This is a genomic window from Nitrospirota bacterium (assembly GCA_016219645.1).
Taxonomy (GTDB): domain Bacteria; phylum Nitrospirota; class Nitrospiria; order Nitrospirales; family Nitrospiraceae; genus Palsa-1315.
This window is the reverse complement of record JACRLR010000020.1, coordinates 60650-83509: the sequence shown is the minus strand read 5'-3', so window position 1 is coordinate 83509 and position 22860 is coordinate 60650. Positions and strand designations below refer to the sequence as shown.

Genomic DNA, 22860 nt, shown 5'->3' with positions numbered 1-22860 from the left:
AACGTAGCCCAGAGGCTACGTCTCCGGTGCTTTCTTCGGCTGCGGCCTTGCTGGACGAACGTTTTGAGCGTCCGGTACGGTATGTTCCTGTTGCCGTGACGTGCAGACCAACGAAGTTCTGGTCTGACAGATTTTTTCCAGCTTCCTGTTTATAATTCAAGCGATGACACGAACCAAACGACAATCTTTCGATTCCAGCTCCCGAGGAGTTTTTATTACCGGAACTGATACGGGTGTTGGAAAGACGGTGGTGACAGCGGCGCTGGCTGTCGCCTTGCGCACAAGTGGGTACAACGTTGGGGTGATGAAGCCCATCGAAACAGGGGTGACCTCATCCGAGGACAGTCGGTCCGATGCCGCACGACTTGGGACAGCAGCAAGAAGCAGCGATACGCTCACTGAGGTCAGGCCCTATGCCTTTCGCCTCCCACTTGCTCCACTCGAAGCAGCCCGCCTTGAGAAAAGAAGGATCACAGTCTCGACCATCATGCGGGCCATCCATAGGCTTCAATCACGACATGAGATATTGATTGTAGAGGGTGTGGGGGGCTTGTATGTGCCGGTCACGTCATCGTCCAACATCGCAGATCTCATCTATCGGATGAAGTATGACGCCATCGTGGTTGGACGGGTTAGCCTTGGTGGGATCAACCATGCGTTATTGACGCTCGACGCCCTGCGCAGGCGTAACATACGGGTCCTAGCACTGGTCCTCAATCGGTCTCTTCCGCCGGAGACTGCCACAGCACGAGCAGAGGAGTGCTCGACTGTGAAAGTGCTTAGGCAACAGGCTGGGGTGCCGGTCGTTGGGCCGCTCCCCTATCGTGTTGGGCTCGAACAGAATTTTCACTACGAAGTCAGAAGATTGTCGAAAACGGCAGCAATCACGAAGCTGATGAGGTTGGCCCTCGCATCTGCACGAGGAACGATTCCACGGCACGACCGATATCCGGAGCTTTAAGGATCGCAGAAATGACCGCAATGCCGTTCGCGCCGGCGCGCATCACTTCCCCTGCTTGATCGATGTGGATCCCTCCGATTCCAAAGACTGGCAGTGATGTCAGGCTGCGTATCCCACGTAATCCCTCGAGCCCGACCACCGGGTCGTGGTCCTGTTTGGAACCAGGTGTGAAGATCGGGCCAAAGCCAAGATAATCCGGTTGCCCTGCGGTGGCTTCACGCACCTGGTCGGGGTTGTGTGTGGAGACTCCGATCAGCTTCTCCAGACCCATTACTTTCCGCGCCAAATTGAGCGCCAGGTCCCCCTGCCCCAGATGGACGCCATCGGCATCCACGGCCAAGGCCAAATCACAACGATCGTTGACAATGAACGTCACACCGGCCTCCAACGCAACCTGTCGTAGAACCAAGGCCTCGGCATAGGCTTCCTTCATCGAGGCAGATTTATTCCGATACTGAAACAGTCGTGCCCCTGCCGTGGCGGCTTCCTTCAGAACACCGGTGAGGGAACGATCAGGACACATGGATGGATCGAGAATGATATATAACCCTGAAAGTGACCTGTCAGAACGTACAGTCGGCATACATTGGTATTCTAGGCGGAATGATGGAGAAGATTCCAGAAGGGGAGAATATTTATCGAAGGATGCTAGTGGGAGCTATTCATTTGTGCCGACAAATTCTACCAGGCGGCCTCCTGTTCCTTCTTGGCAATGAGGCGCAGATGGAAGGAGTCGATTGGACAGGTCTTCGGCTGACAGGTCTCGATCAGAGGATTCCAGAATCATCTTTTCAACCTTCTCAGTCACTGCTGCTCCTCGCTGACCTGTGCGGATTTCAGCCTCTGCTTTCAGCATGGTTGAGGCATTAATGGGTGTCACAGTCGGGTGGAAATTCCATGCCTGGTCTGCTGAGAGGAACACCGCCGGTAGACGAACGGTGATATGTTCCTGAGACAAGACACGCCGTAAATTGTCGTTCATGGGAGTCTGCAGACTGAGAATCACCGATGAATAAGGTGCAAGGCCTGCGATAGAGATGACATACTTGTGGAGGCCTTCTTGAGACGTTGACTCAAGCCTACCTGTGGCGTCGACGTGCGGAGTCGCAGTCAACGCTGTGGACGCATTATGGAGGCGGCTGACCACCCCCATACGGAGATTGGTCAGGCTTTGATCTGACGGGTTGTCCAGTCGGATCTTGCTCAATACCCATGAGTGGAGATCGGTGGTCTTGGCACGGTGGTCTTGTAGGGTCGGTGGAAATCGCCAAAGTGTACAGTTGGAAACAAGGTCCTGCATCTGCGAGAGAGTGGTTTTGGTAGTTTCTTCCACAGTAAAACCGCGCTCGTATGAGTACAAGGCAACGCCAATATGGACGTCCGGATGTGGTTGGAACCGGACCATAAGCCAGATGATGATCGCAACGAACAGGCTGAGTAGAGCGACCAATTCTGCCGCACCTTGGAACATCTCCCCTAACGTTAGACGTCGGATGGCCTCTCCTATAGTCATGCCACCGCGCTTCCGGCTGGAAAGAGTTTTGAATATGACGGTTGCCATCACTCACTCTAGCAGGCCGTTGGCCGAGTCCGCCAGCAGGGGAAGGAATGCGAGGGGGGCAGCCAACCATCCTTCTTGCTCGCAGAGCCCCCACGATGAAGCAGTGGTCGCTCGATGCGCGCAGTGAAGGACGGTTTGCCTGCCCCCCTCTTGAGAAGGCGAAGAATTAAGAGGGCCTCGTTGGACGCGCGCAGTAGAAGATCCATCAGCCCCCATCCCTGAGAGAGAAACGAGCAAGCTTGGAGGGATCAATTGAATGGGTGATGGTTGCTCGAGGCGCGCAGTGAAGGACAGGGTGCCCGCCCTCTTCTTGCGCTTCTACTTCCCATACCATTTTTGGAGGGAGTGGCCAGGCTGCCCTTCACTGCGCGCATCGAACGAGCACCTTCTGAGCGTGCGCGTTCTGCGAGCAAAAAGGGCACCTGGCCACTCCCTCTCACTGTTTACTGCAGGCCACTTTCCAGAGAGTGTGATCGATGCTTCGTGGGACAATCGATGCCCACAGTTGTGCTTCTGTGGTTTTATACACCACCCGCCCGCGCCCCATATTGCTCGAAAACCAGGTATAAGCAAGCACACGCGTACGCTCTCCTGCGCAGTCGTATTCGTTGTACCGCTGGTAAGAGAGCAGCGAATCGCCTGCGACAGTTTGGACTGTCTGATAGTCGAACAATTGCCACATCTTCACCAGTTTCCCGCTGCGTTGAATAGTGTCTCGGTCGACATACACGGTCAGTTTCGACGCGTCGTTGCCACTCGCCAACTCCCATCCAGCATGCACTGGCCCGCCATTCGGGATCAGGATCGTGATCCATACACAGAAGCCCAGCAAGTACACCTGTGACAGTGTTAGGGATGAACCTGCAGTCGAAGCCCTAGAACATGGGGCAAGGAAGCGAAAGAAGAGACCAACTGTGAAGGGCATAGGGGCCTCGCAGAACCATCTATTGTAGGTGTGCTGAGATCGAGGATGCAAGGTCGGTGCACAAGTCTATGCAGCTTGACAGGTTGCTTCCTTGTTCCTAGGATGAAGACTCAGTCGTCCTATGGAGTGATGTCCATGAAGACGAAAAGTCCCGGCGTCGAGCGTGTGGCACATGAACCTGAATCCATGCAGAAGTATTCGGATGAGGTGAGAGAGCGGATTGCGAAAAAAGCCTATGAACTCTATGAGCGGCGTGGGCGACAGGTGGAACGCGACGTGGAAGACTGGCTGAAAGCTGAGGAACTGGTCCGCAAAGAGATGAATGAGACTTGCTCATGAGTTACCTGCTGTCTCTCTGACCGATCGTTCGCTTTTCTGCAATCCTTCTGCAATGAGCATCTCTTCTCTCCAATAGTTTGGAGCACAGGCGGGGGGCTGTTATGCACCGGATGGTCATGATCATTGCGGCACTATTCGTGATCGGGTTTATCGAAGCAATCACGACGGTTCCGTCGAGTTCTGCCGACAGACAGAACACCGAAGGGAGTAAAGGCATCACGGTGGACGACCTCGGGAGAGGAATCAAGAGTGCGGCTCAGAACATAGAGAAAGAGATTCCCAAGATGGGATCTGCGATTGGGAGCGCATTCAAGAAGATCACAGAGCAGGGTTCGGGGAAATCGTCATCTCAAGAGGCAGGGAAACAGAAGCAGTAGAATAGAGTCCTAACCGGCTAGGAACCGCTCAAGGAACGTCGTCGAGACATGCCCTTTTTGGAAATCGGGGTCGGCGAGAATGCGTTTGTGCAGTGGGATCGTTGTCTTGATACCCTCGATTGCAAATTCGTCGAGGGCGCGGCGCATGCGAGCGATGGATTCCTGCCGATCCCTTCCATGGGTAATCACTTTGGCGATCAACGAATCGTAGAACGGGGCGACCATCATGTTCGATTCCATGGCCGAGTCAACGCGCACACCGAATCCGCCCGGCGCGTTATATCGGGTGATCATCCCTGGGGAAGGAGTGAACTTTTCAGGGTCTTCGGCATTGATGCGGCATTCTAGGCTATGTCCATTCAGCTTGATGTCTTGCTGCTTGACGGAAAGGGATTGCCCATCAGCAAGCCTGATTTGCTCCTTGATGAGGTCAAGACCGGTCACCATTTCCGTGATGGCATGCTCGACTTGGATGCGGGTATTGACCTCCATGAAAAAGAAGTTGCGATCCTTGTCGAGTAAAAATTCGACAGTGCCGACATTCCTGTAGTGCACGGCCTTGACGGCTTCGATCGCGACGCGGCAGATTTCCCGGCGAAGTTTTTCGTCGACGGCTGGCGAGGGGGTTTCTTCAACCAACTTTTGATGTCGCCGTTGAATTGAACAGTCGCGTTCACCGAAATGCACCACATGCCCACGATGGTCGGCGGCAATTTGCACTTCAATATGGCGGGGCTCGAGAAAATACCGTTCGAGGTAGACAGCGTCGTTGCCGAATGTAGTCTTTGCCTCAGCCTGTGCGGCTTGAAACGCACGCGCAAGATCCTCAGCCTTATTGACCACGCGCATGCCGCGGCCTCCCCCACCGGCTGAGGCTTTGATAATGACGGGGTAACCGATCTTCCCGGCTGCGTCGAGGGCTCCCTGTTCACTTTTCAACTCACCGGGGCTGCCAGGTGTGACAGGGAGGCCCCGGTGGGCAACAATTTCTCGTGCTTTGGCTTTGTCGCCCAGGAGTGCGATGTGTTCGGACGTGGGGCCAATGAATTTAATGCCAATGGACTCGCAGACTTCGGCGAAGTGGGCGTTTTCTGAGAGGAACCCATAGCCGGGATGGATGGCATCCGCTCCAGTGATCTCGGCGGCGCTCAGGACATTAGGAATATTCCGGTAGCTGAGGGCGGCATCTGAAGGTCCGACACAGACCTTCTCGTCAGCGGCCCGGACATGGACGCTTGCTGCGTCGGCTTCGGAAAAGATCGCCACGGTCTTAATGCCGAGTTCCTTACAGGCTCGAATGATCCGAAACGCGATCTCCCCGCGATTGGCTACCAAGACTTTCTTGAACACGCAGATACTCCGATGTGGATCACAGGAAGAGGGACGGGCTCCTAACAGGATGCTGAAAAAGTTCGCCGGCGTTATCGGAAGGTTAAGGTTGAGGTTAAGGTTGAGCAAGCCAGAATCGGCTCGACGCTTAACCGTAACCTCGCCCTAAGCCTTCTTCACTCGCTGCGGCCTTGCTGGACGGTCTTTTTGAGCATCCTGAGCTATTGTAACATCAGCGCCATTCTGTGAGGTTTCAGCGGTGCTGTTACGTATAGACTGAGTTTTTCTGCAGCCTGCTAAGGCGTGGCTGTCGAATCAATAAGGAAGAGCGCCTGGCCATATTCCACCGGCTTGGTGCTTTCGGCCAAAATTTTCGTGACCCGCCCATTGACCTCCGACTCGATTTCATTCATCAACTTCATTGCTTCGACAATGCAGAGGACCTGCCCCTTCTTCACGTAATCGCCTTCTTCAACATAGGGATCAGCATCGGGCGAGGGGGAGCGGTAGAACGTTCCGACGATCGGTGATGGAACGGTAATCATGCCGGGCGTAACTTCGGCCTGTGTATTGATTGTGGCGGACGGTTGCGATGCCGCTGCCGGGCCTGGCGTGGCTTGGTCGAGGACATTGGCTGTAACAGCCTTGACCCCCACTTCGTTGCGCACACGGATCCTGAGGCCTTCGCGTTCCAGCTCCAGTTCGGTCAGATTGTTCTTCTTGAGCAGATCGATCAGTTCTTGGATATGCCTAGTCTGTTCCCCTGACAAGGGGCGTATGCCCTGCCCACTCGGTGGTTCAGTCAAAGCCTGGGGCAGGATAGCCGGAGCTCTGCCCTTCTTCGACTTACTCGACTTTGGAGTGCTCACCGAACACGCTCCACATACTCTCTCGTACGGGTATCGATCCGAATGACAGTCCCGCTTTCCAGGTAGAGGGGGACCTTGATCGTGGCTCCGGTTTCAACGGTTGCGAGCTTCGTGCCGCCTGTGGCTGTGTCTCCGCGAAATCCTGGTTCAGTATCGCTGACTTTCAGTTCGATAAAGTTGGGTAGTTCGACGTCGATTGGGCGATGCTCGTACACAAGGATCTTCACGATCATGTTTTCTTTCAAGAGGTCTGCGTTTTGTCCGAGCTTGCCCTTGTCGAACGTCAGCTGTTCGAAGGTTTCTGTGTCCATAAAGGTGTAGGCGTCGCCGGTCGCATACAGGAATTGCATGGTCCGCTCTTCGAGATTCGGTTCCTCGAACCGCTCTCCGGAGCGGAAGGTCCGATCCAATACATTGCCTGAAAGGTAGCTCTTCAGCTTCGTCCGCACGAATGCCCCACCCTTGCCTGGTTTGACATGCTGAAACTCGACGATATAGTACGGCTGGTTATCAACCATCAGGCGCACGCCACCGCGAAAATCGGTTGTGGAAATCACTCGATACTCCCTTCAGACTCTGTTCGGTCATTGAATCGGCTCCGCGAGGGTCTTGTCCCTTTGGCCCTCCGCTGCGAAGCTACCGGCGGGGGCGCCATTTTTTGGAGTCTGGATGCGATTAAATGGTCATGTAGCCCACGGAGCGCAAGGAGATACCCGGTTGGGCCCAGGCCGGTGACCTGCCCAAGAGCGACTCCTGCAATAAACGACCGATGACGGAATTTTTCCCGCTGATGGATATTGGAAAGATGCACTTCCACTGTCGGCAGACCGACAGCCGCGATCGCATCACGGATTGCGACGCTCGTGTGGGTATAAGCGGCCGGGTTAATGATAATTCCGTCGTATCTCGTCCGAGCTTCTTGAATCCAGGTAACCAGCTCCCCCTCGCTATTTGACTGACACTGCTTCACCTCAACAGGCAACTCCTTCGCCAGTTTTGTGATAGCCCTGTTCAGAACTTCGAGGGACAGGGTGCCGTAAATTGATTGTTCCCTGGTCCCGAGGAGATTCAGATTCGGACCGTGTAAGACCAGTATTCGTAGCATGTCAGTCTATTCATAGGCTGGATACATGAGGATGATTTCTCGCGAGAGAGTCCAGCAGAGCGGCATTGTAGCAGTCTGCCTCAGACCGGTCAAACGTATGAAGAAGTCAGGAAAACTTGGGGTCCGATGGGGGCGTGTCGTCTCGATCGTGACGACGTGACTCGATGGCGCGAAGCCAGGCTTCAAGCTGAGCCACGACATCAGCGTGAGGCGAAGGAGGGGGAGTCCCTGCCCTGTCGAGGGAGTGAAGATCCAGTTCAGGCACCGCGGCCGGTTCCTTTGCCTGATCCTGTTCGGGGAGCGCGCTCGCACCCAGTTCCGTTGCTCCGACCGCTGGATCTGTCATGGTGGAAGGAGTTTGGATGGCGGAAGCTGTGATCTCGTCAGCAACGGGCGATCGGGCAGCCTGCTGGGTCGAGAGGTTGCTCGTGGCCGGAGCCGGCGGCTTCAGCGTTGCCGGTCCCTTGTGTTCTCTCAGAGGCCCACCTAATGCTGATTGAATCGAACGAGCTTCCTCATCACGTGGATTGGCTGCCAGAATGACGGCACAGGATTGCAGCGCCGACTCGTTGAGTCCCTCGCTCTGATAAATCTTGATCAGGGTCCGATGCGCGCGCAGGTTTTCCGGGCTCAACTTGACGGATTCTTCTAGAATCGCCTTAGCTTTCGTGACCTGACCCAGGTGATCGTAGGCACGTCCCAGCGCGACCATGGCCGTGATGAAGCCGGGGTACAGTTTTAAACCATCTTCGAGGACGGCGGCGGCTTCCTGCCACATGCCGACCTTCCCATACTCTTCGGCCAATGGCATGAACGCTTTGGAATGGGGGTCTTTGGCTAATTGGGTAGCCAGTCGATCGAGTTCCATGGCATTGACAGTGGTGATCGGATTTTGAGCCATAACTGCTAGCCTCTTCCCATATTAGCCGCATGGGAGCTCAGACCGGATTCTCTGCTGCGGAGTAGTGCTTGTGCATGGCTCAGAATGGCATCCGCGAGTGCTCGTTTCGGCATCAACGGGAGTTCAGTCGTGTTCCCCTGCCGGTCGATTAAAGTGGCGGCGTTCTGATCGCTGCCGAATCCGGCCCCCGCGGTCGTGACATCGTTTGCAACGATGAGGTCGAGCCCTTTCGCTGTCAGTTTGTCTTTTGCATGGGCGATCAAATCGGTCGTCTCCGCTGCAAAGCCGACCATAAGCTGCGTGGTCCGTTGGGCAGATAGCAAGCTTAGGATGTCAGTGGTGCGTTGGAGATCAAGCGTTCGGTCTGAGGGCCCTTGTTTGGTGATCTTATGCGAGACAGGATGTTTGGGGCGAAAATCCGCCACGGCGGCTGCCATGATCAACACCGTGGACCATGCAAGACGCGTGGACAGGGCGTTCGTCATTTCTTCAGCAGTGGAGATTGAAACAACTTCGACACCTTTCGGAGATGGGAGGGCTGTGGGGCCGGTGACGAGGATGACCTGGGCTCCTCTTGCCTGAGCGGCTTCGGCGATGGCATAGCCCATCTTTCCGGAGGACCGGTTAGAGATGAAGCGAACCGGATCAATGGGCTCTTGCGTGGGACCTGCCGAAACCAGAATACGTTGTCCCCGCCAATCTTGTCGTGGAGCCAGCGCTGTCTGAAGTGCCTCTAGAATCACACCTTCATCTGCCAAACGTCCTTGGCCGATTTGTCCGGAAGCCAGCAATCCCATAGTGGGATCCACCACGACGGTTCCCCTGGCACGCAGGGTCTCCACATGCTCTCTGACAGTTGGATGGGTCCACATTCCTCCATCCATTGCCGGGGCCATAATCAACGGGCATTGTGCCGTAAGGAGCATAGTCGACAGCAAGTCGTCGCCCAGCCCGAGCGCTGACTTGGCAAGACAATTGGCCGTGGCCGGGGCAATGACGATGGCGTCTGCCTGTTCGGGTAATGATAGGTGTTTCATCTCCTGATGTGCGGCAAACAGATCTGTCGAAACCGGGTGGCCGGAGAGCACTTCAAACGTCAGGGGGGTGACAAACTTCACGGCAGATTGCGTCATCACGACATGCACGCTCGCCCCTTCACGAAGCAAGGCCCTGAGCAGCAGGACGGCCTTGTAGGCTGCGATGCTGCCGGTTACGCCCAGCACGATCCGCTTCCCGACCAACGTCTGGCCTATGGGCCCGGAGCTTTCCACCTTGTCCTCCTTTTATTCCTCGTTCTCACTCACCACTGTCGGAGGGGTGTCGTCGACATACACGCTCAGTTCTTTCTTGATTTCCTTTGCATCGTCTCCACTCATAGAAGCGACGCGCTCCATTTCACCTTCTCTGCTGCGCTTCGACTCCTTCGTGGCATCCCGCGCTTCTTGACCGACGAGATACTTGACTTGTCCCCGGAGAACCTCGTCCAGGGCGATGGTTGTCTCCTTGGTGAAGCGTGATGGGGCATGACGTGATCCCTGTAAAATGTGCTTCGTCCGCTGGGCTGCAACGATTGCCAGCCTATGCCGTGAGTCAAACTCCTCTGCGGTGTATTGGGGCAAGAGTCTCAACATGTCGATCATGGAAGCGGTACTCCTTTGGGTAAGGGAAGATCCTTGCGATCTTCTGGTTTCTGGTCATCGTCGAAAATGAAATTGTTCTCGAGCCAGGTCATGTTCAATCGTTTCGTCTTCAAGCGTTCCGATCTGAAGATACTTTCGAGATCGCCAAGCGACTGGTCGAGGTCATGGTTTCGGACGATGTAGGCGTACTCCCGGTAGCTCCACACCTCCTCTCTCACTTTGTGCAGTCGCCGTTGAATCTCTTCCGGTGAATCGGATGCCCTGGTTTGCAGTCGCGACCGGAGGACGGTCATGGAGGGAGGAAGAATAAAAATCGGCACAGAATCCTCGAATCGTTTCTTAACCTGCATGGCCCCTTGGACGTCGATTTCCAGTAATACGTCAATCCCTTGGGAGATTTTTTCGGTCAACGATTTCAGCGGTGTGCCATAGAGTTGTCCATAGACCTGGGCCCATTCAACGAATTCATTTCGGCCGATCATGTCCCGAAATATGCCTTCTTCGACGAAATAGTATTCACGTCCATGCCTTTCCCCTGGCCGCGGTTTCCTTGTCGTATAGGAGATTGAATGCCACAATCCGGGGAGGTTCGCTGCAAGCTGTTTGCAGAGCGTGGTTTTTCCCGTTCCAGAAGGTGCGGAAATAATAAAGAGAATTCCCCGCCGATCCACCGAGGAGTCAGGGTGGGCTGCTGCCGGCGCCGTGGAACTTGTCGTACTGCTTGAGCTCATTCGACGTTTTGGACCTGTTCGCGGATACGTTCGAGTTCGGCCTTCATCTGAACTACCTGACCGGCGATCTCAGCATCGTTGGCTTTTGAGCCGATCGTATTGACTTCGCGCCCAATTTCCTGGAGCAGGAAATCAAGGGTTTTGCCGACTGGTTCTGTGCTGTTGAGCGTCTGCTCAAACTGTATCATATGCGAGTCCAGCCTGACTATTTCTTCCGTAATATCACCTCGATCCGCATACACGGCCAACTCTTGATAGAGTCGCGGGAGGTCGGGAATTTCCGATACCAGCAGCTTCTCCACCCGAAGCTTCATCCGGTTATACGTCTCCTGGGCAAGCAACGGGCTTCGCCCGGCAACGAGAGTCTTATATCTCCTGATCGTTTCAATCCGCGCGCGCATGTCCTCTGCCAACACCTTCCCTTCGCCTGTCCGCATCGCAGCGAGGTCAGTCAGGGCCTGGCTGGCCAACCGTTGAACAACTTTGGCCAGCTTCGGATCTTCCGCTGGCTGATCCGAAACCGATACGACGTCACGGAGTCCGGATATGAGCGCAAGGTCAATGGAACCGCTCAGCTTCAGCGAGTTCTTGAGGGTGCGGAGGACTTGATAGTACTGTTTCGCGAGGGCTTGGTCAAGGTTGACACTTCCTGCTCGGCCTTTGCCGCCTTGAAGGGACACCGTGATGTCGATGCGCCCACGGGCACAGCGTTGTTGGATCGCCTTCTTGAAGGAGTCTTCCAGGTGACTCAACGGTCGGGGAAGGCGGCAGCCGATCTCCAGAAAACGATGGTTGACAGATCGTATTTCAACTGTCACGGACCCGTCTTGCCAGGGAGCTTGTCGGCGGCCGAATCCGGTCATGCTACGAATCATTGGGAGCCTTTCTCCTTCCATGTACAGTGCCGGTAGATCGGACAGGTACGGCACTGAGGTTTTCTGGCGAGGCAGACATAGCGACCATGTAACAACAAGCGCTGTGAAAAGGCTGTCCACTGGGGGCGCGGTATGAGTTGCTGCAGGTCCTGCTCGACCAGGTCTGGATCGTCCGATTGGGTCAGGCCGAGCCGTTTCGCCACCCGTTTCACATGGGTATCGACAACGATACTAGGCTGGCCGAAGGCGTTTCCGAGGATCACGTTGGCAGTCTTCCTACCGACTCCCGGTAAGGCGATCAACTCATCCATCGTCTGCGGGACCTGTTCACCGAAGCACTCGGTAACGGTTTTGCCGCAGGCCACAAGATGCTTCGCTTTACTCTTAAAGAAACCGGTGGAACGAATGATCGCTTCGAGTTCAGGGAGCTTGGCCGCTGCGAGGTCTGCCGGCTGTCGATATTGCCGAAAGAGTGCAGGAGTCACCTGATTGACTCGCTGGTCGGTACATTGGGCGGAGAGGATCGTGGCGACGAGTAGTTCCCAAGGAGAACGATGGTCGAGCTCCATCTTCGGGTTTTTCATCGCACGTTGAAGCGCCTTGGCAATCTCCCGGAGGCGTTTTTGATGATCGGGTGATGATAGGGCTTTCGTCGTCATTGCTGGTACCAAATGGCGTGATTGTGCAACCGGTTAAGGGCGAGATGCAAGGGAGGTGGACGGGACGAGCACAGCCAACCGTTCTTCAAGATGCTGGATCAGCGGGGGCAAGGTCTCAGGATGGAGAGACGAAATCCCGATTGCACCGTAGCGCCGACAGAGGATTTCCGCCTGCCCGGGCGGAAGTTGGTCACATTTGTTGAATACCAGGACCCGTGGGAGCAGATCGAGCGTGAGACTTTGAAGCACGGCGTCGACGGATGCGATATGGGCGTCCAGATCTTTTGTCCCGGCATCGACGACATGGAGAAGGAGGTCGGCATCGCGCAGTTCGCCCAATGTCGTCCGGAAGGCTGCAAGGAGATCTTTCGGTAGATCGCGAATAAACCCCACCGTATCGGTGAGGATGACCTCACGGCCCTGGGGAAAGCGCAATCTGCGGCTTGTCGTGTCGAGTGTCTCAAAGACGCGTGGAGCCGTACTCACCTGACTCTTCGTCAGTATATTGAGCAATGTTGACTTGCCGGCATTCGTATAACCCACCATGGACAGGATCGGGAATTCTTGCCGGGTGCGGCGGGATCTCCGTTGGTCTTGATGGCGCGCAAAGCTCTCGACCTCCCGTTCCAGATGGTCGATACGTTCTCTGATGCGGCGGCGATCCGTTTCGAGCTTTGTTTCTCCCGGACCTCTGCTGCCGATACCGCCGCCCAAGCGTGAGAGACTCGTTCCCTGGCCGGAGAGTCGGGGGAGCAGATAACGAAGTTGGGCTAATTCAACCTGCACCTTACCCTCCCGGCTATGCGCCCGCTGCGCAAAAATATCGAGAATCAACTGAGTCCGGTCGATGACCGTGAGGTCGGTGATCTCTGCAATCGCGCGCACCTGCGCCGGAGCCAAATCTTGATCGAAGATCAAGAGATCTGCTCCCTTTTGCATGGCCTGCACCAGCACATCTTTAAGCTTGCCGCTGCCCAATTGAAATCTGGCATGGCCGCTCTGTGTGCGTTGCACTAAACGGTCAATCACGGTGAGATCTGCGGAAGAAGCCAGTTCCGCCAATTCGGCGAGGTGCTCTTCCTGTTCGTTCTTGCTCTTGGGTGATGCGCTCACGAGTATGGCTGTCTGGCCCTGAGCCATCCGGTGCGACCCACCCTGCCGTTGGAGGTCTGCCTCCAGCTCATGGATGAACGTTTCGAAACTCACCGGGCATTGATGCGTCAATGTAGGCTTCAGCACCGTGTACAGCTGCCCCTGAGGGCTGGGTGGATTGAGATGGGCGAGAGAAAGCAACCCCGGTTCGCCCTGGGGCGTCACTGCCAGGGTTCCGATCATATCGAGCCGGAGGAGGCCCAGCAGGGTGAGATCTTCTTGGCTGATTGCCTGTTCCTTCACCTGTGAGCGGATCAGTCTGAGGCCCCGCAACGATCGCGGGCTTGCCCGGTAGGCAGCCAGGATAGTCGGTGAAGGTTCGGCGCCTGCGCCCACCAGAACATCCTGCACTGCCCCACGCCGGTTAATGACTAGTCCGATGGGACGGCGTATCTCATGCGTAAACTGTGCGAGGGTTCTTGCCGCTTCAAGTGAGAGGACTTGATCCACAGGCATGCGCCGACGATAGAGCCGCTCAAGCATGGCGAGCTGGCCGGCTCGGAGACCAAGGACCTGTCCATGGATGTCTGGAATGGGCGTCGTTTCCTTATCGTTGATGGAAGCCCGGTCTATCTGGTCTATTCGGTCTGTCTGGTCTGTCTAGTCTGTCTGGTTCATCTGGTTAGTTTTCGTCAGACCAAACATACGAGACAGATCAGATAGACCTGATGGACCTCATCAACCAGATAGTGAGACGTGCGCATCGATTTCCAGTGTGCCCCTGAGCCCTGCCTGAAGCGAATGCCTCCCGGCTGCCGCAATCATCGCAGCATTGTCCGTACAATAAGCCAGGGGGGGCAGGCTCAAGTCTACGGATTCTGATGCGGCTCGTTGCTCGAGCAACGTACGAAAACGGGAATTGGCGGATACCCCTCCGACGACTGCCAAGGCATGAACCCCGGTTGATCGAACGGCAGCAAAAGCTTTTTCAACCAGAATTGTGACGATAGCCTCCTGGTAGCTGGCTGCGAGATCGGCAGCTTGCTCCGCGCGAGATAGCTCAGACATTACTTGAAGTGTATAGAGCAAAGATGTCTTTAAACCACTGAAACTGAAATCAAGACTCCCCTTCTTGAGATGGGAACGCGGAAAGGCGATGGCTTCAGGATTTCCTTGCCTGGCTAAACGATCGATCGCTGGCCCCCCCGGGTATCCCAATTGGAGCAATTGAGCGCCCTTGTCAAAGGCCTCCCCTGCCGCATCGTCTCTGGTAGCGCCCAGAAGTCGGCAATGACCATCAGCCTGTTTGTAATAGAGATGGGTATGACCACCCGAGACAACCAGTACCACGCTGGGTAATGGAAACGCTGGATCCTTCAACCAGGCAGAAGCGATGTGACCTTCAAGATGGCTGACACCTACGACCGGAATGTTCAAGGCATAGCCAAGAGCCTTTGCATAACTGACTCCGACCAGAAGGGCCCCGGCTAGGCCCGGTCCCTGGGTGACGGCTATCCCGGTAAGTTCCGTCCATGCGAGACCCGCCTGTCCTATCGCCTCAGCGGAGACCGCTTCAATCGATTCAATATGGGCGCGGGAGGCAAGTTCGGGAACGACGCCGCCAAATCGCTGGTGGACATCGTGTTGCGACGTAATCACATTCGAAAGAACTGCGCCGTCTGCAGCAAGCACCGCTGCGGCTGTCTCATCGCAGGACGTCTCGATACCCAGGATTGGTCCCGATATCCAGGTTGAGGTCGATGGTGAAATGGTTGTCATGGTCAAATGTTCACAGCAGGGCAGACTGGGGAGATCCCATGGCTATGTGCGGAGTTTGGAAATGACACAGCCCTTGCGGCCTGCCGGCGCCACAAGGGCTGTGTCGAACTCTATGCGATTACGTCGCGGGCAGGTGTTGGGCTGGACCATTAGACGCCAGCCATCGCCTCCTGCTCGATAAATACCGGAGCACCGTCGCGAAGCACCACACGGATTTTCCGGCATTCCTTGAATCGTCCCCTAATCATTTCCTCCGAGAGCGGATCGCCGATCGCCCGCTGAATCGTCCGGCGCATCGGTCTGGCTCCGTAGAGCGGCTCATAGCCTTCTTTGATCAACCACTGCTTGACGTCATCCTCGACTTCGATCTCCACGCCTTTTTCGAGGAGACGAAGGTTGAGTTCAGCCAAGAGAATGTCGAGGATACTATAGAGATGGGTCTTGTCGAGTTGATGGAAGACCACCACTTCGTCAATGCGGTTCAAGAACTCCGGGCTGAACGAGCGGCGCAACTCTCCCAACACCTCTTCCTTCTTATGGCGCTCCTGATCGCCTTCCGTGCTCTGGAATCCGAGCGAGACACCCTTCTGAATCATCTTGGTCCCGATATTGGAGGTCATGATGATGACGCAATTCTTAAAGTCGACCTTTCGTCCGAGACTGTCCGTCAGTACTCCGTCGTCCAATACTTGTAAGAGGATATTGAACACATCGGGATGGGCCTTTTCGATCTCATCGAACAGAACCACTGAATAGGGCCTGCGCCTGACCCGTTCGGTCAACTGGCCGCCTTCTTCATATCCCACATACCCGGGCGGGGCTCCGAATAGTCGAGAACTGGTGAACTTTTCCTGATACTCCGACATGTCGATGCGGATAAGCGAGTCCTCACTGTTGAACAGGAACTCGGCTAACGTCCTCGCCAGCTCGGTTTTCCCTACCCCGGTCGGTCCCAGGAAGATAAAGGAGCCGATAGGCTTTCGTGCTTCCTTGAGCCCTGCGCGTGATCGCCTGATGGCCCGGGCCACAGCGGAGATCGCTTCGTTCTGTCCAACGACGCGTTTATGGAGGAATTCCTCCATGCGGAGCAGTTTGTTGGATTCTTCCTCTTCGAGCTTGAAGAGCGGAATACCCGTCATCTTGGAGACGACATAGGCGACATCCTCTTTTCCAATCGTCGGCTTGTTCTTTTCCTGGTTCTTCTTCCACTCTCGTTTGGACTCATCGAGGAGCTTGCGCAGCCGCTCTTCTTCCTCGCGATGGCGAACGGCTTCCTCAAAGTTCTGCATCGAGATGGCCAGTTCCTTTTCGCGAGAGACCTTTTTCAGCTCTTGTTCCATCGCTTTCAGGTCGGATGGCAGGGCGTACGTCTGCAGTTTTGCCCGTGACCCCGTCTCATCGATCAAATCGATGGCCTTGTCAGGGAGGAAACGGTCGCTAATGTACCGATCGGACAACTTGACCGCTTCGAGGATGGCCTCTTCTGAGATTTCAACACCATGGTGTTCTTCATAACGATCGCGAAGCCCTTGGATGATCAGGACGGTTTCATCGTTGCTCGGCGGCTGAACGTGAATCGGTTGGAACCGTCGCTTCAGGGCTCCATCTTTCTCAATATGCTTCCGGTATTCATCGAGAGTCGTGGCGCCGATACATTGAATTTCGCCGCGCGATAACGCGGGCTTGAGCATGTTCGAGGCATCGATCGATCCTTCTGCCGCCCCCGCTCCCACCAGGGTATGGAGCTCATCGATGAAGATGATGATATTTCCTGCCTGCGTGATTTCCTTCATCACGACCTTCAGCCGTTCCTCAAACTGGCCACGATATTTCGTTCCAGCAACCAACGAACCGAGGTCGAGCGCAATCACGCGCCGTGAGAGAAGATTATCCGGCACTTCGGACTGGACTATCCGTTGGGCAAGACCTTCGACGATGGCGGTCTTGCCGACACCGGCTTCCCCGATAAGAACGGGGTTGTTTTTTGAACGGCGGCTCAGGATCTGAAGCACCCGCTCGATTTCGTCGGCCCGGCCGATGACGGGATCCAGTTGTCCTGCCTGGGCAAGCTGTGTCAGGTCACGACCGAACTCATCAAGCGCGGGGGTATTGCTCTTTCGGTCACGCTCGCGCGGAGCGGACTTGCGCAGGAATGTCACGGTTAATTGTCGGGCGGTGAGGAGATTGGCGCCTAAGCTGCGGAGAATCTTCCCGCCGATCCCCTCCTCTTCCCGGAGGAGGCCCAACAAAAGATGCTCGCTGCCGATATGATTGTGTCCGAGGAGACGGGCTTCTTCGACCCCGTATTCAATGACCTTCTTGACCCGGGGGCTGAAGGGGATCTCCCCAAAAGTCATCGTCGTGCCCCCTCCCGGCAAATTCCGTTCAATTTCCAAACGGATTTGTTCAGTGGAGAGCCCCATTTTTTTCAGGATCATCAGGGCAATCCCGTCTGATTCACGGAGAATGGCTAAGACAAGATGCTCGGTTCCGAGGTAGTCGTTTTGATGACGCTCTGCCTCTTCCCGTGCAAGGATGATGATCTTCCGACCCTTATCCGTGAATCGCTCGAACATCCTGCCTCCTTCTAGGTGGGCCTATAACGGGTTCCATACACGCAAACCTATCAAAAATCTGCCTAATTCTAACTAGAAGGGTTTTATGTGTCAAGGCTACCCGACAATCGCACAGAACGCGTTCCTCGTGAAACGTGAAGCGTATTTTGCGAAGGTCTAAGGATGTCGCATCCGCGTATTCGCCTCGCGGCAAAACCGTCATGACTCATACGGGTGATTCGTTGACTTCAAAAGACCCCCCCCGATACAATCCCGAAGATTTTTATCGGCATTTCACGAGCGCGCTGACAGGGTTTTGCCAATGAAAAGCAAGAGCATCGGGATTCTGACTAAGCCGAAGTTCTCAGAAGTCAAGAACACATTGCACAATGTTGTCACGTGGCTCCGGGCTCGAAGCATCGATGTGATGATGGATACGACATCGGCGCACCTCCTTGGTGAACAAGGGGGCTCGCAGGAAAATCTGCTGGCGAGCAAAGCGGACGTACTTCTGGTCTTAGGCGGTGATGGGACCATGCTCAATGCCGCGCGACTTGCCGGGGAACGAGGTATTCCCATCCTGGGGGTCAACATGGGTGGGCTGGGCTTCTTGACGGAAGTCAGGCCGGAGAATCTCTATCCCTCGCTCGAACGGGTATTTGCCAATGATTTTGTCCTCGATGAACGGCTCATGCTACGGACACGTATCCATCGGCGCGGAGAGACGGTCGCGCAAGGGATCGTGTTGAACGACGTCGTGATCAGCAAGGGCACGGTTGCCCGTATGATTGGATTGAAGATTGCAATTCAGGGACGGTTCGTGACCAACTTGCGTGGCGACGGATTGATTGTCAGCAGCCCGACGGGATCGACCGCCTATTCGCTTTCAGCCGGAGGTCCGATTATCGATCCGGCAGTGCAGTCATTGATCCTCACGCCAATTTGCCCCCATACCCTGACACATCGGCCATTGATCGTGCCTAGCAACGCCGAGATCGAGGTTACACTGACCAGTAAAGATGACGGCTCGATGGCGACCCTCGACGGACAGGTGGGAGTAGCGATAACGCAGGGAGATACGGTTGTGATCCAGACTTCGGAGCATCGGACCAAATTGATCCGGTTCCCGGAGAGCAACTACTACGACGTACTCAGAGAAAAGCTCAAATGGGGGGATAGGTAGACTCGATCAACCCAATCATCTCCTGGTTGCTGGCGTACTTAAACTCTCCGATACAATCGACCTCACTCTTATGTGCCTTCTCCGCCGCTTCCAGGGCTCGTAGACGCTTCACGTCCACCGGATGGCTCTTTCGATTTTTGAGGGTCGTCTTCAAATTATCGAGAACGGTCTTTGAGGGGTTGCCAGGCTGCTTGGTTGCCAGATACCGGCTTACGACCTCTGCGCACCAATCCCCGTCCCGCTTGGCGACACCCACTAATCCTTCGCTCGCTTTGCGAGCCCAGCCTGCGAGAAACACTCCGTCAAGAATTTTGCCTGTCGTGTCGTCATAGGCTTGGAAGAGCGAATCATCCGGATCGTTCCCGGTCTTAGTGGGATTCGTGACAAACATGCCACTCTTGTACGGGAGTCCTACGGTTTCATCGACTTTATCACCGACGGCAAAAACCACAGAGTCGCAGGGGAATTCATAGTACTGTTTCAGCCCGACGGCGGCCGTGTCGTTTCCCTTGGGCTCCAGCTTGTTCTCCTCCATCTCCAACCCGCGCACGCGATTGTTGCTGTCGACCAGGATGCGCTTGGGGGAAGCGAGAAACTTGAACCCCATTTTCGTGTTGCTGACTGCCGGCTCACATTTAATAAATTCGTCCGTCAGTCCCTTCAAGACCTCGTCGGCATTCTGTCCGACCGCGGCAAGGCGATCCTTAATACGCGCCACTTCAGTGGTAATGCCTGCCACATCCATGTTGGCGCAGACCGCACGAATTTCCTTTGGATTGTACTTTCTCTCGGCCGGCCCGCGCCGCACAACCGCGGTGACCCGTTCGATTTTCTTGTAGCGAACCAGCCAATGGGAAATATCAACCATCACATCGCCGGCCCCGATGATGGCCACGTGCTTGCCCATCTCAAAGGGGCGATCGCCGAAACCGGGCAGGCGATTGAAATGGTAGACCACGTCTTTCGCGTGAAAGACTCCCTTGGCTGAATCCCCTTCTACGCCGATGGCCTTGGTCCCTTGCGCGCCGATCGAAAACACGACCGCGCTGGCGCCAAGGTTTCGGACCTCGTCGACTGTGAGGTCTTTGCCGTTGCCGATTGAGACATTGCCGAAATAGTGGACGTTCGGTTTATTGAGCAACTCCCAGTACTGCTTCTTGAGACCGCCGCGGAGCTTCAGTTTTGCGGGAAAAATCCCATATTCAGCTAATCCGCCGAATTTGATATCCCGGTTCAGAATGATAATTTCATGGCCGGCCTTAGCCAACGTGCTCGCGACTGCCATCCCGGCTGGTCCGGCTCCGACCAGAAGAATTACATGCGAATTCGTATTGCTCATGTATTGGTTCCTAGAAAAGGTGAACGGAGAAGTGACGAGAACCCCAACAGTTCCGCGGACTTTAGCATAGGGGATTTTGCGCTGTCAAAGCTGATTGGCGAGAACTGAGAAGTCGGTGAAGACGTTCATCGGTTAGCCCGTGCTGCTACTGCGAAATGGAAGAAATATCGGTCTAAGCTTGCCAGATCAGTTCCGTACAGCGTACTGCCCAACATGGCGTCCCCGTCTACCTTCTATCCTCCCGCACTTCCCACAGGCCCGCCTGGCTCGGTCATGCGCCAGGGGTCGAGTAGTTCGGTGAGACGTTTTTCTGAGAGGATTTTCTGCTCCTTTGCCATCTGGCGGACGGTCTTGCCGGATTTGTATGCTTCCTTAGCCAGTTTCGCGGCAGCTTCATACCCGATCTCCGGCGCCAGGGCGGTACACATGGCCAGACTCTCTTCAATCAAGCTCTTGCAACGTTCCTCGTTGGCCTTGATGCCGTTGATGCACTTGACGGCGAAATTGGTTGAGGCTGTCGAGAGGAGCTCGATGGACTGCAAGAGGTTATAGGCCATCACCGGCAGCATGACGATCAGCTCGAAGTTAGCCGCCTGCCCTCCCACTGTGACGGTCATATCGTTGCCGATGACCTGGGCACAGACCATCGTCACCGACTCGGCGATCACCGGGTTGACTTTGCCCGGCATGATCGACGAGCCAGGCTGGGTCTCCGGGAGGTTGATCTCTCCCAGTCCACAGCGAGGGCCGGAGCCAAGCCAGCGAATGTCGTTGGCAATTTTCATGAGACTCACGGCGATCGTCTTCAACTCGCCGCTCGCTTCGACCAATGAATCTTGTGTGGACTGGGCTTCAAAGTGGTTCTTCGCTTCGATGAATGTACAGCCGGTCTCTTTCGAGATGATAGCCAGTACCTTGGCAGGGAATTTCGGGTGGCGATTGAGTCCTGTGCCGACGGCGGTTCCTCCGAGTGCGACTTCACCGAGCGCCGCTTGTGCTCGTTTGACGCGTTGAATGCCTAATTCGATCTGACGCGCGTACCCGCCAAACTCCTGGCCCAATCGGACTGGCGTCGCATCTTGCAAGTGAGTGCGACCGATCTTGACGACCTTGTCGAACTCCTTGGCTTTGCGCGCGAGCGCTTTCTGTAACAACGTCAGCGCCGGAATGAGCTGCTGTTGCATCATTTCCCCGGACGCAATATGAATCGCCGTGGGAATTACGTCGTTGCTGGATTGGCCGAGGTTCACGTGATCGTTCGGATGTACGAGCTTGCTGCCCCTGGCTCCACCGAGCAACTCGGTCGCACGGTTGGAAATCACCTCGTTGGTATTCATGTTGGTCGAGGTGCCTGAGCCGGTTTGGAAAATGTCCACGGGGAACTCGGCATCGAGCGTACCCTTGACCACTTCTGTCGCGGCCTGTTTGATCGCATCCGCCTGTTTCTTGTCCAGAAGGCCCAGCGACTGGTTGACGGTTGCGGCAGCGCGTTTGATCAGCCCCATCGCCCGGATCATGGATCGGGGAAACCGCAACGAACTGATCGGAAAGTTTTCGATCGCGCGGGCGGTTTGCACTCCATAATAGGCGTCAGCCGGCACGGCTAACTCTCCCATTGTGTCCCGCTCAACTCTGGTAGCACCAACCGACGTCGTCGTTGTACCGGTTTGCTTGTTCTTCATGCGCGCACTCCATGGTAAGGGTTCTTACTCGCCGCGGGCGTCATGATAAACTCAGGCCGGTCAGAAAAGATAGGTTGAGGTTGAGGTTAAGGTTGAGCAGGCGAAGGCCTTAGGTTCCGGACGCAAGGTTTGGTATTTTCTTCACTTAACCTCAACCTTAACCTTCAACCTTCCGGTAAGAGGTGAGGTTGAGCAGGGAAGATGAATGTTAGAGGTTGGAGGCGAGAAGACAGGTTGAGGGGCCAGTCTCGCGGTCACCCCACTACCTACTCACCACTTACTACTCACCAAATTTGAGGGGAAGAGGCCCGCCGGAGCGGGCCTCTGTTCAGACTGGATTCGGTATGTGTTGATTAGCCGACTGTGACTTCGATCGCTTTCGGCTTTGCCTTCTCGGATTTGGGAAGTGCAAGGTTGAGAATCCCGTCTTTGAATTCCGCCTTTACTTTTTCCTCATCGATGACATCGGGCAGTGTAAAGCTCCGGACGAAGCGGCCATACGAACGCTCCACCCGATGGTACCGTTTGCCCTTCACTTCCTTCTCCTGCTTCCGCTCACCCTGGATCGTGAGGACGCCGTCTTCGAGTGTCACCTTCACATCCTCTTTCTTCACATCAGGGATCTCCGCCTTGATCTGATACTCCCCCTCTGTCTCGCTGACATCTACCGAGGGTACCCAATCAGCCACGACCATTGTCTCCTTGCCGTTCGTCCGAGCCGGCGTGGAGCGATGAAACATCTGATTCAAGCGGTCCGACACGTCTTCAAGCTCCCGAAACGGATCCCACCGTACGAGTGTCATAGTAGACCTCCCTCTGATTATTAATATGATGTGCTAGATTGTCTCTTCCTGACGCGCGCCGAGTACTCTGTCTGATTGAAGAGATAATTCGGCCTGCGGCAGAGTCAAGGGGGCAGAAGAAAGGTTGAGGTTGAGGTTAAGGTTGAGGAGGAGAG

General features: G+C 55.4%; 24 protein-coding genes. 5 read left to right on the top strand and 19 right to left on the bottom strand.

The features are described from left to right. The first annotated feature begins 163 nt into the window (after nt 1-163). Complete coding sequence (gene bioD, locus HZB34_09615; GenBank protein ID MBI5316217.1) at nt 164-961, top strand: dethiobiotin synthase; 798 nt, start codon at nt 164-166, stop codon at nt 959-961. Here the strand turns inward: bioD and thiE are convergent. From thiE to HZB34_09600, 3 genes are all read right to left on the bottom strand, one after another. Further along, nucleotides 885-1499 carry a thiamine phosphate synthase gene (gene thiE / locus HZB34_09610; protein MBI5316216.1) on the bottom strand — a complete coding sequence of 205 codons (615 nt, stop codon included), beginning with the start codon at nt 1497-1499 and terminating at the stop codon, nt 885-887. The two genes, bioD and thiE, sit on opposite strands and share 77 nt — an antisense overlap. Nucleotides 1500-1619: 120 nt before the next feature. Beyond that, entirely contained in the window at nt 1620-2522 is a 903-nt protein-coding gene (locus HZB34_09605) for a hypothetical protein (GenBank protein ID MBI5316215.1), read from the bottom strand. A gap of 436 nt (nt 2523-2958) precedes the next feature. Next, nucleotides 2959-3303, bottom strand: coding sequence for a hypothetical protein (locus tag HZB34_09600; GenBank protein MBI5316214.1), 345 nt, complete (start codon nt 3301-3303; stop codon nt 2959-2961). Between the two features lie 279 nt (nt 3304-3582). Between HZB34_09600 and HZB34_09595 the strand changes: the two genes are divergently transcribed. Both HZB34_09595 and HZB34_09590 read left to right on the top strand, forming a co-directional pair. After that, nucleotides 3583-3786, top strand: a complete 204-nt coding sequence (locus HZB34_09595) for a DUF2934 domain-containing protein (protein ID MBI5316213.1) — start codon at nt 3583-3585, stop codon at nt 3784-3786. Nucleotides 3787-3887: 101 nt separating this feature from the next. Then, nucleotides 3888-4163, top strand: coding sequence for a hypothetical protein (locus HZB34_09590; protein ID MBI5316212.1), 276 nt, complete (start codon nt 3888-3890; stop codon nt 4161-4163). Between the two features lie 9 nt (nt 4164-4172). On the opposite strand, the gene accC is transcribed toward HZB34_09590, so the two are convergent. The 11 genes from accC to hflX form a co-directional block, all read right to left on the bottom strand. Then, complete coding sequence (gene accC / locus HZB34_09585; GenBank protein MBI5316211.1) at nt 4173-5513, bottom strand: acetyl-CoA carboxylase biotin carboxylase subunit; 1341 nt, start codon at nt 5511-5513, stop codon at nt 4173-4175. Nucleotides 5514-5788: 275 nt separating this feature from the next. Then, nucleotides 5789-6271 carry an acetyl-CoA carboxylase biotin carboxyl carrier protein gene (gene accB / locus HZB34_09580; protein MBI5316210.1) on the bottom strand — a complete coding sequence of 161 codons (483 nt, stop codon included), beginning with the start codon at nt 6269-6271 and terminating at the stop codon, nt 5789-5791. An 86-nt stretch (nt 6272-6357) separates the two neighbouring features. Next, nucleotides 6358-6918, bottom strand: a complete 561-nt coding sequence (gene efp, locus HZB34_09575; protein ID MBI5316209.1) for an elongation factor P — start codon at nt 6916-6918, stop codon at nt 6358-6360. Next, the gene (aroQ, locus tag HZB34_09570) at nt 6915-7466 is read right to left on the bottom strand and encodes a type II 3-dehydroquinate dehydratase (GenBank protein MBI5316208.1); all 552 of its coding nucleotides are present in this window, start codon (nt 7464-7466) and stop codon (nt 6915-6917) included. Before aroQ ends, efp begins: the two co-directional genes overlap by 4 nt. Before the next feature lie 106 nt (nt 7467-7572). Continuing rightward, nucleotides 7573-8367, bottom strand: a complete 795-nt coding sequence (locus HZB34_09565; protein MBI5316207.1) for a tetratricopeptide repeat protein — start codon at nt 8365-8367, stop codon at nt 7573-7575. A gap of 5 nt (nt 8368-8372) precedes the next feature. Then, nucleotides 8373-9638 (bottom strand): bifunctional phosphopantothenoylcysteine decarboxylase/phosphopantothenate--cysteine ligase CoaBC, encoded by a 1266-nt coding sequence (coaBC, locus tag HZB34_09560; GenBank protein MBI5316206.1) that lies wholly within the window; start codon nt 9636-9638, stop codon nt 8373-8375. A gap of 12 nt (nt 9639-9650) precedes the next feature. Continuing rightward, nucleotides 9651-10007 (bottom strand): DNA-directed RNA polymerase subunit omega, encoded by a 357-nt coding sequence (locus HZB34_09555; protein ID MBI5316205.1) that lies wholly within the window; start codon nt 10005-10007, stop codon nt 9651-9653. Next, entirely contained in the window at nt 10004-10678 is a 675-nt protein-coding gene (gene gmk / locus HZB34_09550) for a guanylate kinase (GenBank protein MBI5316204.1), read from the bottom strand. The genes HZB34_09555 and gmk overlap by 4 nt, the downstream gene beginning before the upstream one ends. A 56-nt stretch (nt 10679-10734) precedes the next feature. Further along, nucleotides 10735-11613, bottom strand: coding sequence for a YicC family protein (locus tag HZB34_09545; GenBank protein MBI5316203.1), 879 nt, complete (start codon nt 11611-11613; stop codon nt 10735-10737). Then, entirely contained in the window at nt 11610-12272 is a 663-nt protein-coding gene (gene nth / locus HZB34_09540) for an endonuclease III (protein MBI5316202.1), read from the bottom strand. Before nth ends, HZB34_09545 begins: the two co-directional genes overlap by 4 nt. Before the next feature lie 33 nt (nt 12273-12305). After that, nucleotides 12306-13880 carry a GTPase HflX gene (gene hflX, locus HZB34_09535; protein ID MBI5316201.1) on the bottom strand — a complete coding sequence of 525 codons (1575 nt, stop codon included), beginning with the start codon at nt 13878-13880 and terminating at the stop codon, nt 12306-12308. A gap of 63 nt (nt 13881-13943) precedes the next feature. On the opposite strand from hflX, the gene HZB34_09530 reads away from it, so the two are divergent. Further along, nucleotides 13944-14087 (top strand): hypothetical protein, encoded by a 144-nt coding sequence (locus HZB34_09530; protein MBI5316200.1) that lies wholly within the window; start codon nt 13944-13946, stop codon nt 14085-14087. Between the two features lie 15 nt (nt 14088-14102). Here the strand turns inward: HZB34_09530 and tsaD are convergent, their stop codons facing one another. Both tsaD and HZB34_09520 read right to left on the bottom strand, forming a co-directional pair. Next, nucleotides 14103-15143, bottom strand: a complete 1041-nt coding sequence (gene tsaD, locus HZB34_09525) for a tRNA (adenosine(37)-N6)-threonylcarbamoyltransferase complex transferase subunit TsaD (GenBank protein ID MBI5316199.1) — start codon at nt 15141-15143, stop codon at nt 14103-14105. 149 nt (nt 15144-15292) lie between these two features. Continuing rightward, complete coding sequence (locus HZB34_09520) at nt 15293-17719, bottom strand: ATP-dependent Clp protease ATP-binding subunit (protein MBI5316198.1); 2427 nt, start codon at nt 17717-17719, stop codon at nt 15293-15295. 301 nt (nt 17720-18020) lie between these two features. Between HZB34_09520 and HZB34_09515 the strand changes: the two genes are divergently transcribed. After that, nucleotides 18021-18881, top strand: a complete 861-nt coding sequence (locus HZB34_09515) for an NAD(+)/NADH kinase (GenBank protein MBI5316197.1) — start codon at nt 18021-18023, stop codon at nt 18879-18881. On the opposite strand, the gene HZB34_09510 is transcribed toward HZB34_09515, so the two are convergent. From HZB34_09510 to HZB34_09500, 3 genes are all read right to left on the bottom strand, one after another. Next, nucleotides 18862-20220: an FAD-dependent oxidoreductase gene (locus HZB34_09510; GenBank protein ID MBI5316196.1), complete on the bottom strand. Its 1359-nt coding sequence runs from the start codon at nt 20218-20220 to the stop codon at nt 18862-18864. The two genes, HZB34_09515 and HZB34_09510, sit on opposite strands and share 20 nt — an antisense overlap. 233 nt (nt 20221-20453) lie before the next feature. Continuing rightward, a complete protein-coding gene (locus HZB34_09505; protein MBI5316195.1) occupies nt 20454-21902 on the bottom strand; it encodes a class II fumarate hydratase in 1449 nt (482 codons plus the stop codon). 353 nt (nt 21903-22255) lie between these two features. Beyond that, complete coding sequence (locus HZB34_09500; protein ID MBI5316194.1) at nt 22256-22705, bottom strand: Hsp20/alpha crystallin family protein; 450 nt, start codon at nt 22703-22705, stop codon at nt 22256-22258. Between the last annotated feature and the right edge of the window lie 155 nt (nt 22706-22860).

Coding starts and splice junctions, on each gene's coding strand:
- HZB34_09505 (MBI5316195.1), bottom strand. CDS start 21,902: ATGAAGAACAAGCAAACCGGTACAACGACGACGTCGGTTGGTGCTACC.
- HZB34_09530 (MBI5316200.1), top strand. CDS start 13,944: ATGGATGTCTGGAATGGGCGTCGTTTCCTTATCGTTGATGGAAGCCCG.
- HZB34_09555 (MBI5316205.1), bottom strand. CDS start 10,007: ATGATCGACATGTTGAGACTCTTGCCCCAATACACCGCAGAGGAGTTT.
- aroQ (MBI5316208.1), bottom strand. CDS start 7,466: ATGCTACGAATACTGGTCTTACACGGTCCGAATCTGAATCTCCTCGGG.
- nth (MBI5316202.1), bottom strand. CDS start 12,272: ATGACGACGAAAGCCCTATCATCACCCGATCATCAAAAACGCCTCCGG.
- HZB34_09590 (MBI5316212.1), top strand. CDS start 3,888: ATGCACCGGATGGTCATGATCATTGCGGCACTATTCGTGATCGGGTTT.
- hflX (MBI5316201.1), bottom strand. CDS start 13,880: ATGCCTGTGGATCAAGTCCTCTCACTTGAAGCGGCAAGAACCCTCGCA.
- HZB34_09565 (MBI5316207.1), bottom strand. CDS start 8,367: ATGGCTCAAAATCCGATCACCACTGTCAATGCCATGGAACTCGATCGA.
- bioD (MBI5316217.1), top strand. CDS start 164: ATGACACGAACCAAACGACAATCTTTCGATTCCAGCTCCCGAGGAGTT.
- HZB34_09510 (MBI5316196.1), bottom strand. CDS start 20,220: ATGAGCAATACGAATTCGCATGTAATTCTTCTGGTCGGAGCCGGACCA.
- HZB34_09520 (MBI5316198.1), bottom strand. CDS start 17,719: ATGTTCGAGCGATTCACGGATAAGGGTCGGAAGATCATCATCCTTGCA.
- HZB34_09515 (MBI5316197.1), top strand. CDS start 18,021: ATGAAAAGCAAGAGCATCGGGATTCTGACTAAGCCGAAGTTCTCAGAA.
- HZB34_09500 (MBI5316194.1), bottom strand. CDS start 22,705: ATGACACTCGTACGGTGGGATCCGTTTCGGGAGCTTGAAGACGTGTCG.
- HZB34_09545 (MBI5316203.1), bottom strand. CDS start 11,613: ATGATTCGTAGCATGACCGGATTCGGCCGCCGACAAGCTCCCTGGCAA.
- tsaD (MBI5316199.1), bottom strand. CDS start 15,143: ATGACAACCATTTCACCATCGACCTCAACCTGGATATCGGGACCAATC.
- HZB34_09595 (MBI5316213.1), top strand. CDS start 3,583: ATGAAGACGAAAAGTCCCGGCGTCGAGCGTGTGGCACATGAACCTGAA.
- HZB34_09605 (MBI5316215.1), bottom strand. CDS start 2,522: ATGGCAACCGTCATATTCAAAACTCTTTCCAGCCGGAAGCGCGGTGGC.